Source organism: Stenotrophomonas nitritireducens, assembly GCF_001700965.1.
Taxonomy (GTDB): Bacteria; Pseudomonadota; Gammaproteobacteria; order Xanthomonadales; family Xanthomonadaceae; genus Stenotrophomonas; species Stenotrophomonas nitritireducens_A.
In genome coordinates, this window is the sequence record NZ_CP016756.1 from 1,382,209 (window position 1) to 1,395,269 (window position 13,061).

The window sequence follows — 13,061 nt, forward strand, 5'->3', positions numbered from 1 at the left end:
GATGGGAGCGGCAAAGCACGACTGGATGGAAGCTCAAGAGAGAGGCTGGAACTCACTTGAGAGCAGTACTTGTGAGGACTGCCTGAATCAGGAAGAAATCTGGCGACTGTCTGGTACCAGCACTGATGAGGGCCACTGCGACTACTGCGGTAAGTACGACATCCCGGTTCTACCTGTCGAGCACGTCCAGGAACACCTTTATGAGGTAATTGGAACCTACTACGCCGAGCCTGCAAATGCGGGCACTCCCTGGGCGGATGGAGGGTGGATCATTCCCACTGTGGAGACGGACGATGTTCTGCAGGAACTCGGCTTCTATCCAGTCGACTCGCTGCGCGAGGACATTGTTGATGCTGACCTGACTGAGTATTGGGTTGAGGCCGCTCGCGGACATTGGTCGGATGTTCAGGACGAAGATCTGATGCTCCACTCTTGGGATAGCTTCTCTTATGCAGCAAAGCACAAGACTCGATTCAACTTCCGAAGTATTCGTGGAGATGTACACACGCAGGAGATACCTGTTGCAGACATGCTGGATGTCGTCGGCGCTGAAGTTAGCTCGCTGATCAAGACTCTCGATAGGGGAACGGAGTTCTACAGGGCAAGGTATCTCCCGGCTGCCGAATCTATGTGGGTGTCAGCATCTACAATGGGACCACCACCTAAAGAGCTAGCGACGGCCGGGCGCATGAACCCAGCAGGAATTCCTTACTTCTATGCAGCGTTCGATGTGCAGACCGCCCTTCTGGAGATCGGGCAGGCACCTGAAGGCATGCTACCCGCTGCTGCGGCCTTTCGCACCGAAAAATCAATCAACGTTGTGGACTTCTCAGAGCTCCCCAGTGTCCCGTCCGTCTTTGCAACTGACCTAAGAGCTGAGCGTGTTAGGGCACTATTCTTGAACGGATTCGTGAGGGCAATCACGCGCCCTGTCGAAAAAGATGGGAGAGAGCATATTGACTATGTTCCATCGCAGATTGTTTGTGAATATTTGGCTCAGTCATTTGCACCAGAAGACTGTGCAACCATCGACGGCATAGTCTTCCCCAGTGCAGCCCATCCTAGCGGCGTCAACTTAGTTATTTTCCCTTCAGGGAACCCTTTCGACCTCGATCGGTTCAAAGGAATTTCCTTCTGTAGTGCAGTCGCAATTTGATTGCACCGCTGCAGCCTCAGCCAAAAATTACACACCACCGAGCTACAAGGTGCTTGTTGAGCCCGCTGCGAGCCAGAGGCGGGCAACGGCATTTGGATAGGCGTTGATCCGGATAGCTCAGACGCCAGAATGGTCGACCATATACGGACGTGGTTTCGAAAGGCGATGGCAAATCTCACTGCGCCAGCACCTGCCGAGCTTGACTACCTGAGCACTTGAAGCCAGCGGCTGCTTCTAACCGACTTGCACGCCAGTGTCACTTCTTTTGAGGGAGGAGGGAGCTACACAGCCACGGGTGGAAAGCGCTCCGCGTGTTCCGGATACAGGTCAATCATGAAGAAATCTCGGTGAAACCGCTCTAAAATCGCCGGATCACGGATGATGGCTTCGAGCTCGGCCTGTGACCACGCAACACCTTGCTCTTGAGCGCGAGCTCGTAAGCGCTCGGCCAGACGCTGCACAGCCTCCTGATTAAGATGGTTTTCCGCGTAATCTTCCACGATCAAACGGTAGATGGTTTGCACTGTCAGCTGCCAGAATTCATCCCCCGCACGCGTTGCCCGAAGGGCATCCATCGCCCGCTCCGACGACCGCGTCCGTAGCAACGCTTGATAGAACGCAGAAAGCGACATCTCCAAATCACCGGCTGATATCCGACGTTTGGGTGCCAAGAATGCCCAAAACGGCGCTCGCTGTTCGGCGCGAACAAAGCTAGCGATTGCACCGCCGTAGCAAGCAGCTACCACCGTAATAAGATTCAACCGTGTGGCCACATTGAGGGCGACGAACGAGGGCTTCATGTCGATCCAGGTCAGCGAAGACCCATCAGCAAACTGCAATCCTTCTTCTTGTCCATGGCACTCAATGTGGAGCAACGGCACGTAAGGAGCTCTGGACGCCTGACGAGCAAGCTGGCTCAACAAATCAAGGAAAGCTCGACCAGAGGAAATGCGGAGGTGAGCTATGTGAGGCAATTGACCAATCACCTGCGCCCAATCACGAACATCAGCAAACAGACGCCTTGCAGTATTGAGTTCACCATCCGGGAGCGAATCCACGATGAGAATCTGGTTGAAATTAGCTGTCATCTACTCTCCCGAACCCAAGCCTGCTCCTATGCATCACAGGAACTCTGCCACCTGTGCCGTCATCATCACACCTAAACCCAGTGACTGCAAAACCGCCTGCGACCCAGCTGACTACAATGGTGGCTCTGCCTACTACCGCGCCTACTCCATCAGGCTCGACTCAACGGTCGGTGAGAACAAGGAAGAAGCGCCTCCTCTAACTTCGCAGGACCGCCTCTGTCGCCTGGCATTGATGCCAGAGCTCGGCCATCACATCTCTCCCTACGCAGCTCAAACCAGACCATCGAGTGTTCGCCAGCTATTTTCCGTGGTGCCAGCTCGACCGCGTCGATCTAGCAACCGCGCCCTCATGCCTGCAGCCTGCGGTCCAGCGACGTCGGCACGATAAGTATCACCTATCATGAGCACCTCGCTGGCTGGCACACCGCAATCCGCACTGGCGGGACGCTGCGCCATGCATGCCGCAGCCCGGCCGGTGTCGCCTGCTAATCTTGCCCACCCAACCCGGTGCCGCCCGCCACCCTCGCTCTCATGTCCGATCTCCACGACAGCACAGCCCTGCATTACCGCCTGGACGATCTGCGCATCGACGTGGCCAGGCAGCGTGTGCTGCGCGATGACGGCCAACTGCTGGACGTCAGCGGGCTCAGCTTCCGCCTGTTGCACTACCTGTTGACCCAGGGCACCCGGGTGGTCGGGTTTGATGCCTTGATGGCCAACATTTGGGCCCCGGCAATCGTCAATGAGGAAACGGTCACGCAACGGGTGCGCCTGTTGCGCCAGGCCCTGGGCGATGACGGCCGCAAGGCGCGCTACCTGCGCTCGGTGCGTGGCCAGGGCTATCAGCTTTGCAGTGAGCCGGTGGCTGATGATGCGCAGGCTGCGGCAGCGGCAACGTCCGGACCCGCTCGGGCAAGGACCTCATGGCAACGCATTGCCCTGCCGCTGACAGCAGCGCTGCTGCTCGTCGCCGGTCTTGCATGGTGGCGTTGGCCCTCGGACGCGCCGGTACAGCCACCGCTGCTGCAGCGTGCGGACTACTACGCAGGCATCGGCCAGCGCGACAACAACGAGCGCGCCATTGCCTTGTACAAGCAGCATCTGCAGCAGGCCCCGGACGATGTGCAGGCACAACTGGGTGTTGCCCGTGCACAGGCCGCCCGCGCCTGCCTGTACAACGGCACCGCCGAGGATGCCGCGCAGGCGCAGGCCCTGGCCGAAGCAGTGATCGCGCGGCAACCACAGTCCGCTGCCGCCTATGGGGTGCTGGCTTACAGCCATGATTGCCGTGGCCAGATCGACGCAGCGCTTGCCGCTTACGAGCGCGCGGTGCAGCTGGATCCGGGCGCCGATGGCAGCCGCGCGTCGGCGGCCTATCTTTATGCAAGGCAAGGGCGCCTGGCCGACGCATTGGCTGCCAACCTGGCGGTGCGCCATCCCGAGCAGGTTCGCTTCTGGGAATTGCAGGTTGCCTCCAATCTGGATCTGCTCGGCTACAGCACGGCCGCTGAAGCGCGCTACCGGCGCAGCTTCCAGCTTTACCCGGACAACGTGTTCTCCAATATCGCCTGGCCGAACTTTCTTTACGAACATGGCCGCCCCGCTGAAGCACAGGCGGCGCTGGAGGAAGCGCATGCGCGCGGCACCGAACACGCGCAGCTGTATCTGCTGGCCGCCGAGCTGGCGCTCCAGCGTGGCGACGCCGCTGCTGCGCGCACGGCCGCCCAACGCGCACGCACGTTGAGAGCCGATGCAAGCCTGCCCAGAACCGTCGCGTGGCTGGCGGGCGCAGAACCGGCGCCCGCCGCATCGCTACTGTTGCAGGATGCCGCCTCGCTGCACGCTGGGTTGGCAGAAGGCAGCGACCCGCTCGATGGTCTCGACGCCGCATTGCTGGCCAACCTGGCCGGTGACGACAAGGCCGCGGTGGCGGCATTGCAGGCAGCCGTCAGCGCCGGCTACCGCAACGCCGCTTATCTGCAGGTATCGCCGCTGTTCGCCAAGCTGCGGGAAGATCCTGGCTTCGCCCCACTGCTGCAGGCGATAGCAACAGCGGTGGCCGGCGAGCGCGCACGGGTCATCGCCTCCGGCCAACTGCCTGCCGACGCGCAGGCCGTTACCGCAGCGCGTTGAGCACGTAGTCCTGCAGCAGCTTCTGGGTTTCCTGGTGCATGCCGCGCTGGTTGAAGTGGGTGCGCGTCACCACCACCACAAGCTGCTTCTCCGGCACCACGAACACCGCATTGCCGCCGTTGCCCGACATCGCCCAGGCATGCACCGGCTTGTCCCCCACGCTGAACGGAAAGCGCCAGATCTGGTAGCCATAGTCGGCATCGAACGGCGTCTGCGCGTGCACCTGGGTCATTGCGCGGGTCCATGCGGCAGGCAGCACCTGGCGGCCATCCCAGCGGCCCTCGTCGATGATCAGCTGGCCCAGCTTGGCCAGGTCACGGCTGCGGTATTCGGTACCACCACCGCCCATGCCAACCCCTTCGGAGGAACGGTTCCAGACCGATGTGGCCATACCCAGCGGACGCTCCAATACCTCGGCGGCGAAGCGCTGCAGCGGCATGCCGCTGGCACGTTCGACGATGGCGCCCAACAGAAAAGCATTCGCCGTGCAGTAGGCGAACGCGCGCCCATGCGGGCTGTCTGCCGGGCGCTTCATCCACGGGGCATAGCCGCGCTCAGGCAGGTCCAGGGTAAACCCGGTCCAATCGGCGCTGACGTACATGCGCTCCTCATGCCCGGCCGAGTACTCGTTGTTGTCATCACACTCCCACTGCGCGCTCATCGTCAGCAGGTCTTCGATGTCGATCGCATTCTTGAAGGCGCCCGGGTGGGCCGGGTGGCGGTCCGGAAAGAAGCCCAGCACGGGAGCCTGCACGCCGCTGATCAGGCCCCGGTCGATGGCCGCGCCGACCAGCATCGCGGTCACGCTCTTGGTCAGCGATCGGGTGTTGTGCAACGTGTTCCGGCCAGCACCGTTGAAGTAGGCCTCGTGCACCAGCGCGCCGCCGTGCACCACCAGCACACTGGTGGTATCGGGCGCCTGGCCACCGCTGATCGCGGCGTCCATGGCGCGCAGCTTGGCTGGATCCAACCCGTGCGTAGCGGGATCGGCAAGCGTCCAGTGGTCGGCGGGCGGCGGTGGCGCGGCTGCTACGGAAGCGGCAGCCAACAGCAGGACGGCAACTACGGGGAAGCGTTTCAACATTGTCATCAGGGTGCTCCAGGTAAGGAGCGTGCAGACAAACATGCGCCCGGATGAAGCGCCTGATGTCTGGATGAAGATAAATGAAGCTGATGCCAATCAATCACTTGGCCGGCACCGGCTCTGCTTCCGTGATTGAGCACATGCGATGAAAGCCGGCATCGACGGGCGGGGCGAGGCCGTCGAATCCCCCCGCAAGCATCCGTCCACACCCCGATCCTTCGGGCGATGCACAGCGGCGCGCCGGGGCCATACGCTCGCTGCGCACTGCCCCGGTCACCCTCGCATCCCGGTACTTACAGCTCGGCGCGGCTGCCAATGAAGACCGGCAGCGGCACATCCAGCACCTCATCGTGCAACGTGCGCCCGGCCAGGAAGCCGGCGATGTTGTCGGCAATGGCGGGGTTGCCCAGCCACATCTCGTTGTCATGGCTGGCACCGCGCAGCAGCAGCTCCCTGCCCTTGCTGAAGCCCGGCAGCAACGCCTGGGCATTGGCATGCGGAGTCCGGCCATCGAGCGTGCCGCTGATGAACAGCACCGGCACCTCGCTGCGCAGCGGCGCACGGAATGCCTCGCCCAGATCGAGCAGGCCGCTGCCGTCGGCAACCTCCGGGAACGGGAAGTTGAGCGCATCGCCGAGCAGGCTCTGCTGCGCCTGTGCGGCGGCCAGCGCCCGGCGCTGCGGGCTCTGCCCGGACGCCACATCCATCGCCGTGGGCATGGCGCGGAATCCGCCCAGGCCCTCGCGCACCATCAAGGCGATGGCGCCAAGCAAGTCGTAATTGCCCGCTTCGGCCTCACGCAACGCCAGCGGCAGCATGCGCTGAGTGGAACGCCGCCCCAGCGCGATCGCTATCGCCAGCTGTGCGTCGAAGGCGCCGATGGTCACCTTCCTGCCGTCATGCATCGGGCTGCTGCCCTGCGCCGGCTGCTGCCGCAGCTTGGCCAGCACACGCTGTGCCGATCCCTGCAGGTCATCGAAGCCGTCCTTCCTGGCGACCACCGCCAGGTCGGCCAGCAAGGCATCGGCAGACAGCGGCAGCTTGATCGTGTCATCAGGCCCTTCGCTGCCCATCAACACCACGCGTTCAAGACTGTCTGGGTGGCGGCGCACGGTGGCCAGCGCCAGATGCGTGCCATAACTCATGCCCCACAGACTCAGCCGTGGCAGCCGCAGCGCCTGCCGCAGGTATTCGATGTCGTCGGCACTTTCGGCCGTGGTGTAGGCGCCCATATCCACATCGGCGTCCTTCCAGAACGCCATGCACTGGGCCAGGGTCGCCTTCAGCGCAACCAGCACCGCCTCGCGCTGCAGCGGCTGGGCGTCATCAAACTTCTGCTCGTGCGGGCATTCCGGCGGCATCTGCGAAAAGTCGGTGCCGCGTTGATCAAGCAGCAGCACATCGGCCTCACGCCGGACCCGGTCGAACACCGGCCAACGCGGGCCAAGCGCGGTGCCGAAACCGGAACCACCCGGGCCGCCGGCCAGATAGACCACCGGCGCGGCATGGCCATCGCCCCCCGTCGCCGGCAACCGCACCACCCGCAGGCGGATGCGCGGCCCATTCGGTTCGCTGTGCCGGCGCGGCACTTCCAGGAAGGCCTCCTCGGTGGCGATGCTGCCATTGCCCTTGGTCTGCATCGCATACGGGGTGAACACCAGCGGCGCCGGTCCGTCACTGGCCAATACCGGCGAGGCGCAGGCCAGTGCAAGGCTGAGCGCCAGCAGCCGGGCGGCCGCCGGAAGCAGCTGCCCCATGCCGCGCTTGTGCGATGCCGCGGCAGAAGTCGCGGCATCGCGCTGCATACCGGCAAACGCTGCATTTGAAGGTGCCGCCAGGGACTGCAGGCAGGTCTGCGGAATGGAAAGAGAGTTGTTGGACATGGCCGGCTCCGATGGGCGGAAAGGTGGGTGTTGCCGTGGCCTTGGCATTCCGGATGCTCCGGTTGCCTTCGCCACATCCACAGCATCTGCCGGCGCACTGCACTTGCGTGGCGAGCATCCGCCCAACAGCTCCAACGGACCGCCCAGCGTCTCCGTCCAGCCGATACGATAGCGCCATGCCGATCCTACGAACCTTGAGTGTGCTGGCCGTACTGGTCTTCGCGGTCGCCGCCTGGCTGGCTGTGCTGCTGCGCGATGCCACAACGCTGCAGCTGCTCGACGGGGAAATGGCGCCGGCCAGCATCGCCGCTGCTGGCAGCCTACCGACATCACCACCACCCACGCTCGACTGGCAACCCATCGATCAGGGTGTGCTGGCCCGTTGGCGCGACCCCTACTGGTTGCGCTGGCAATCCACTGCAGACACCGCAGCCAACGATGACGGCCGTGCATTGCGGCTTGCGCTGCGCGCCGCCAGCCAGCTGTACTGGAACGGCCAGCCACTGGCAGGCAATGGCCGCGTCGGCTTGACCGCCGCACAGGAACGCCCCGGCCAGGTCGACATCACCCGCGTGCTGCCCCCTTCCGCGCCCGGCACCGTCGACGAACTGCTGGTACTGGCCTCCAGCCACCACCAGCAATTTGGCCTGCACAGCGCCGATGCGCTGGTGGCGGTGGCGCCGGCGCAGCTCCTGTACCAGCGCGGCCTGCTGCCGTGGCTGATCGCCGCCTTTGCCACTGGCGCACTTGCCGCCGCCTGCCTGTACTTCCTTGCGCTGCAGCGTGGCCGCCCGCAGATGCCGGGCGGCCGCGTGCTGCTCACCCTGTGCGCGGTAGGCATCGCTCTGCCGTTGACCGAAGCCTGGCGCCCCCTGCTGGGCTATACCTATCCATGGCATGCGCCGCGCCTCTACGCCTTGCTGGTTCTGCATGTGGCGGCGGCGGTGCTGCTGCCTGCCTATCTTGCACAACGCTTCAACCTCAGCGTGCGTAGAAGCCTGCGCATCGGCTACCTGCTGCTGTTGCTGCTGGCCGTCATCGCGCTGCCCAGTTTCGATAGCCGCTCGGCGTTGGTGCTGCTGTTGAGCCTGCTTGCCTCGGCGGCCCTGCTGCTGCGTACCCAGGGCGAGCGCGAAGAACGCTGGCCGATCCTGGCTTTGCTGCTGGCCGGGGTGCTGGCCTTGCTGGTCGCGCCCGGCGCCTTCCTTGATGGCCCTTACTTCCTACTGCTTGCGGTGCTGATGGGCTTCCTGCTGCTCTGCCACGCCGCACAGGTGCGCGCCTTGGACCTGCACAACGCACGCCTGCGCGAAGAACGCGCCAGCCTGTCGCTGCAGCTGCTGCAGCGGGGTATCCAACCGCATTGGCTGATGAACACCCTCACCTGCCTGCAGGAACTGATCGAACAAGCACCGCCACGGGCAAGCCGCCTGGTTGAATCACTGGCCGAGCAGTTCGACCGCCTGCGCGACAGCAGCAGCCGCCGCAGCGTGCCTTTGGCCGAAGAACTGGCGCTGTGCCGCAACCATCTGGACATCGTCGGCCAGGCACTGGACCAGACCATGACGCTGGACGTTGATGCCGATGACCTGCAGCTGTCGCTACCACCGGGCGTGCTGCATGCGCAGGTCGAGAACGCGCTGTCCCACGCCGGCGCCGTTGCCTGTGCGCAGAACCCTTTCCGGCTGCGCGTGCGACGCGACGGTCAACGCTGGATTCTGGAACTGCGCAGTGCGCGCGGCACTGCCCCGCATCGCGGTCAGGGCACCGGCACCCGCTATATCGAGGCCAGCCTGGCTGCCTCCCACCCCAACCGCTGGCAATACAGCCAGGGCGCCGATGGCGCCGACTGGTGCAGCCGCATCGAGCTGACATGCGCATCCTGATTGTCGAAGACGAACCGCTGGTCCGCCAGCGCCTGCTGCGCCTGTGCGCCGAACTGGCAGGCGCGCGCGCACGCTTCGACGCCGTCGCCGATCTGGACGCGGCAGGCGACCGCCTGCAACGCAGCGTCTACGACGGCCTGCTGCTGGACCTCAACCTCGGCGGCGAAGACGGCTTCGACCTGCTGCGCCGCGCGGTTGCCGGCCGCTACCACTGCGTGGTGGTCTCGGCCCACCGCGAGCGCGCGCTGCAGGCCTTCGAGCACGGTGTGCTGGACTTCGTACCGAAGCCCTTTTCGCGCGAACGGCTGGGGCAGGCACTGGAGCGACTGCTGGATGTGGGCAGTTACCGTGCCGGCTACGCCCGCTACCTGGGCATCTGGCGCGCGCAGGGCACGGCCCTGGTGGAACTGGCCGATGTTCAGTGGATCCGTGCCGATGGCGACTACAGCGAACTGCGCATGCGCGATGGCCGCAGCGAGCTGCACGACAAATCACTGGCCGGCTTGAGCGCGGTGCTGCCACCGGATTTCGTGCGTTGCCACCGCTCCTACCTGGTCAACCTGCGCCACGTCAGCACCCTGCATGCAGGCACAGGCAGCCGCTACTGGCTGGTGTTGAACGGTGGCGCCGAATTGCCTGTCGGGCGCGCGCATGTAGCTGGCCTGCGCCAGGCCTTGGCGCTGGAGCAAGCCGCCCCGCCCGCAGTCGAGCAAGCAAGCAGCCTGCGTAGCCCGGGTAAGCGCAGCGCATCCGGGGCTTCCAACGCGAGCTGATTGTTGTGGGGTTTGCGGCGCACATGACGCATTCGCCGTTGACGGTCTCCCGGGTGCGCTGCGCTTACCCGGGCTACGTCTTGCCATCCGGAGTTGACCACCAACGGTGTGAACAAAGATCGACGTCAAGACCTCAGCGCTTCTACTCCGCAGCGCTCGCCTCGCTCAACGCCGCTTCGAAATCCGCCTTGGATGTACTGACCAGACGCGCAAGCAGGCCTGCATCCACAAACGCGTCCGCATCACCGTCTTCCCGTCGTGCCTGACGCTCGAGAACATCGGCAGTATCTGGATGGCCGGTCAGGACGATGTCTGCGTGCATTGCAGCCAGCTTGGCAAAGCTGGCACGGAAGTCATCAGCGATGCCGGGATAGCTGCGATTGCCAATCAAGCTGTTGCCGGCAACGGTGAGGCTGCACAGGAACATCAGCTCACGCGGTGTACCGCGGTCGTTCACGGTCATGCTCCAACTGGTGCAGCCAGGGCTGTGGCCCGGTGTCAGATGCGCGGTCAGTTCTATTTCGCCCAGCCGGATCTTCTGCCCATCAGCGACGACCTCATCCACCTTGATCGGCGCAAATGGCATCACGCCGTAATTGTTGTCACCTTGATTCCTGCCATTTTCCAGCGCCCAGCGATCCCCCGCACTGGCGAGATAGCGCGCGCCGCTGTCGCGCTTGAGCGCAGCCATTGCACCCACATGATCCGCATGGGCATGACTGCTGATCAGCAAGCGCACATCGCGCAGCGGTACTCCCAGGCGTTCGATGCTGCGTTCGATCTGCTCAGCGTTGCTGGCCAGCGGCGCATCGAGCAGGATTGCCCCTTCCGCCGAGACGATCAGGTACGCCGCCAGCCCTTCCGTGCCCACGTAATAAACGTTGTCGACGATATGGAACGGCGCGATCGCTACCGTCCATTCCGGCGGCGCGCCGGCCCAGGCCGATGCCGATGTGATTCCCGCTGCCAACAGCGCAAACACGCGCAACCCACGACGAAAACCTTGCTTCTGCATTATCCCCGCACCTTGTTTGATATTTGCAGAAACTGTGCGCTGCGCAGCGGTGCGCGACAAATGCGTAGAACTGCGCCGACGCATGAATTATTTGAGGGTTGCCAGGCACGTTCCAGCACGTTCGGCTGCGCAGTGCATCGAATGTGGCTGCCTGGCAGGAAGCGTGCCAAACAGCTGCTTTTCAGCACGAAATGCGCTGGCATATGCATGGCAATGTAATTGCAATTTCCCGGCCTGCATTTTTACGGCGTTTCCACTGATTGTTGTCGACGCCCGCCGGCCGCCAGCAGTATCGTCGCCTCCATCCGTCCGGAGAAGCCACAATGATCCGCCGGTCCTTGTCCCCGCTGCTTCTTTCGTTGCTGGCCACGGCAGCACTGGCTGGCTGTGATGCGTCCAACAAGCAGGACCCAGCTGCCGGGTCAGTAGCGAAGGCGAACGCTTCCGCGCTGCCATTGTTCGACACCTTCGGCGACCTGCATCGCGACATCGGCAGTAGCGTGCCACTGGCACAGCGCTATTTCGACCAGGGCCTGCGCCTTGCGTATGGTTTCAACCACGAGGCCGCCGGCCGGGCGTTTGCCGAAGCAGCACGATTGGACCCGTCCTGTGCGATGTGTGTCTGGGGCCAGGCGCTGGTAATGGGGCCGAACATCAATCTGCCGATGGATCCGGCTGCCGCCAACGATGCCACCGCACTGGCAGCACGTGCGGTCAGCCTGGCCAGCAGTGCGCGGCCGGCGGATCAAGCCTTGATCCACGCACTGCAGAAACGCTACGCCACACCCGCGCCGCAAGACCGCACTCCATTGGACCGCGCCTATGCCGACGCAATGGCGGAGGTGGTCACGCAGCACCCGGCCGACGATGATGCCGCCACCCTGTACGCCGAGGCCTTGATGGATCTCTCGCCGTGGGCCTATTGGCAGAACGGGACGCCCGCCGAATTCACCCAGAAGCTGGTGGCCGAACTGGAACGCGTGCTGGCGCGCAACCCGCGCCATATCGGCGCGATGCACTACTACATCCATGCGATGGAATCCTCGCCCGAGCCACGGCGCGCCGAGCCCTATGCCGATGCATTGGCCGCGTTGGCGCCGGGCTCCGGCCATCTGGTGCACATGCCCGCGCATATCTACATCCGGGTTGGGCGTTACCACGATGCAACCCTGACCAACCTGGCAGCCACCAGCGCCGACAAGGATTTTCTTGCGGTGTGCCGTGGCAGCAACGGCGTGTATCCGCTGGGCTATGTGCCGCACAACTGGCACTTCGCCAGCATGACCACCGGCCTGACCGGCTCACGTACCTTGGCCCTGCAGGCGGCAAGGCAAACGGCCGAGCGGGCGGACCGCGCCGCAATGGCTGAGGCACCGATGCAGTTCATGCAGCAGTTCGTGGTGACACCGCTGCTCACCCAGGTCCGCTTCGGCGACTGGGATGCCATCCTTGCAGATACCAGCGCTGCCACCGAACTGCCCTACCCCAGCGCCATCCGCCACTTCGCGCGTGGCATGGCACATGCCCGCAAGGGCAACCTGGAGCAGGCCGCAACCGAGGCCGACGCGCTGCATGCAATTGCTGCCGACCCGGCGATGGCTCAGATCAGCTTCTTCGACATCAACCACGCCGACGGTGTGCTGCGCGTAGCCGACGCATTGCTGCGTGGCGAGTTGCTACGCGCGCAGGGCAAACACGGCCACGCCATCACCGCCCTGCGCGTAGCCGCCGCCGCCGAAGATGCGCTTGCCTACAACGAACCTGCAGATTGGCCCCTGCCGATACGTCCTTACCTGGGTGCCGCGTTGCTGGATACCGGTGATGCCAAGGGCGCAAGCGACGCCTTCCAGCAGGATTTGACGACCTATCCCGCCAATGGCTGGTCGCTATATGGGTTGGCACAGGCGCAGCAGGCCCTGGGCCAGACGGAGGCTGCGCAGGAAACCCGACGCCAGCAGACACAGGCTTGGCAATGGGCTGACGCGCCACTGACCGCTGCGCGTTACTGAGCGCGCAGCAGCCAGCGCGGGGGCCAGCCGCATT

The 13,061-nt window shown here is 64.0% G+C and carries 10 protein-coding genes; 5 read left to right on the forward strand and 5 right to left on the reverse strand.

Features of this window, described 5'->3' with window-relative positions; all coding sequences use genetic code 11:
* The first annotated feature begins 1 nt into the window (after position 1).
* Positions 2–1,156, forward strand: coding sequence for a HEPN-associated N-terminal domain-containing protein (locus BCV67_RS05865; protein WP_082746507.1), 1,155 nt, complete (start codon positions 2–4; stop codon positions 1,154–1,156).
* Between the two features lie 281 nt (positions 1,157–1,437).
* On the opposite strand, the gene BCV67_RS05870 is transcribed toward BCV67_RS05865, so the two are convergent.
* Both BCV67_RS05870 and BCV67_RS20660 read right to left on the reverse strand, forming a co-directional pair.
* Complete coding sequence (locus BCV67_RS05870; RefSeq protein WP_062166883.1) at positions 1,438–2,244, reverse strand: hypothetical protein; 807 nt, start codon at positions 2,242–2,244, stop codon at positions 1,438–1,440.
* Between the two features lie 270 nt (positions 2,245–2,514).
* On the reverse strand, positions 2,515–2,808 hold the full coding sequence (locus tag BCV67_RS20660) for an HAD hydrolase-like protein (RefSeq protein WP_082746698.1): 294 nt from the start codon (positions 2,806–2,808) through the stop codon (positions 2,515–2,517).
* On the opposite strand from BCV67_RS20660, the gene BCV67_RS05875 reads away from it, so the two are divergent.
* The gene (locus BCV67_RS05875) at positions 2,776–4,377 is read left to right on the forward strand and encodes a winged helix-turn-helix domain-containing protein (protein WP_062166884.1); all 1,602 of its coding nucleotides are present in this window, start codon (positions 2,776–2,778) and stop codon (positions 4,375–4,377) included. The genes BCV67_RS20660 and BCV67_RS05875 overlap by 33 nt on opposite strands.
* On the opposite strand, the gene BCV67_RS05880 is transcribed toward BCV67_RS05875, so the two are convergent.
* Together BCV67_RS05880 and BCV67_RS05885 are read right to left on the reverse strand one after the other, a co-directional pair.
* Complete coding sequence (locus BCV67_RS05880) at positions 4,361–5,467, reverse strand: serine hydrolase domain-containing protein (RefSeq protein WP_335338960.1); 1,107 nt, start codon at positions 5,465–5,467, stop codon at positions 4,361–4,363. The genes BCV67_RS05875 and BCV67_RS05880 overlap by 17 nt on opposite strands.
* 287 nt (positions 5,468–5,754) lie before the next feature.
* Positions 5,755–7,344, reverse strand: coding sequence for an alpha/beta fold hydrolase (locus BCV67_RS05885; protein WP_231732458.1), 1,590 nt, complete (start codon positions 7,342–7,344; stop codon positions 5,755–5,757).
* Positions 7,345–7,520: 176 nt separating this feature from the next.
* Here BCV67_RS05885 and BCV67_RS05890 point away from each other — a divergent pair, with 176 nt between their 5' ends.
* Both BCV67_RS05890 and BCV67_RS05895 read left to right on the forward strand, forming a co-directional pair.
* Positions 7,521–9,230: a histidine kinase gene (locus tag BCV67_RS05890; protein WP_062166886.1), complete on the forward strand. Its 1,710-nt coding sequence runs from the start codon at positions 7,521–7,523 to the stop codon at positions 9,228–9,230.
* Positions 9,218–10,003: a LytR/AlgR family response regulator transcription factor gene (locus tag BCV67_RS05895; RefSeq protein ID WP_231732459.1), complete on the forward strand. Its 786-nt coding sequence runs from the start codon at positions 9,218–9,220 to the stop codon at positions 10,001–10,003. Before BCV67_RS05890 ends, BCV67_RS05895 begins: the two co-directional genes overlap by 13 nt.
* Before the next feature lie 142 nt (positions 10,004–10,145).
* Here BCV67_RS05895 and bla read toward each other — a convergent pair whose 3' ends face one another.
* Positions 10,146–11,078, reverse strand: a complete 933-nt coding sequence (gene bla, locus BCV67_RS05900) for a subclass B3 metallo-beta-lactamase (protein ID WP_197430069.1) — start codon at positions 11,076–11,078, stop codon at positions 10,146–10,148.
* A gap of 263 nt (positions 11,079–11,341) precedes the next feature.
* Here bla and BCV67_RS05905 point away from each other — a divergent pair, with 263 nt between their 5' ends.
* Entirely contained in the window at positions 11,342–13,027 is a 1,686-nt protein-coding gene (locus BCV67_RS05905; RefSeq protein WP_062166887.1) for a hypothetical protein, read from the forward strand.
* Positions 13,028–13,061 lie beyond the last annotated feature (34 nt).

Coding starts and splice junctions, on each gene's coding strand:
- BCV67_RS05885 (WP_231732458.1), bottom strand. CDS start 7,344: ATGTCCAACAACTCTCTTTCCATTCCGCAGACCTGCCTGCAGTCCCTG.
- BCV67_RS05895 (WP_231732459.1), top strand. CDS start 9,218: ATGCGCATCCTGATTGTCGAAGACGAACCGCTGGTCCGCCAGCGCCTG.
- BCV67_RS05870 (WP_062166883.1), bottom strand. CDS start 2,244: ATGACAGCTAATTTCAACCAGATTCTCATCGTGGATTCGCTCCCGGAT.
- BCV67_RS05880 (WP_335338960.1), bottom strand. CDS start 5,467: ATGACAATGTTGAAACGCTTCCCCGTAGTTGCCGTCCTGCTGTTGGCT.
- BCV67_RS05890 (WP_062166886.1), top strand. CDS start 7,521: ATGCCGATCCTACGAACCTTGAGTGTGCTGGCCGTACTGGTCTTCGCG.
- BCV67_RS05905 (WP_062166887.1), top strand. CDS start 11,342: ATGATCCGCCGGTCCTTGTCCCCGCTGCTTCTTTCGTTGCTGGCCACG.
- BCV67_RS05865 (WP_082746507.1), top strand. CDS start 2: ATGGGAGCGGCAAAGCACGACTGGATGGAAGCTCAAGAGAGAGGCTGG.
- BCV67_RS05875 (WP_062166884.1), top strand. CDS start 2,776: ATGTCCGATCTCCACGACAGCACAGCCCTGCATTACCGCCTGGACGAT.
- BCV67_RS20660 (WP_082746698.1), bottom strand. CDS start 2,808: ATGCAGGGCTGTGCTGTCGTGGAGATCGGACATGAGAGCGAGGGTGGC.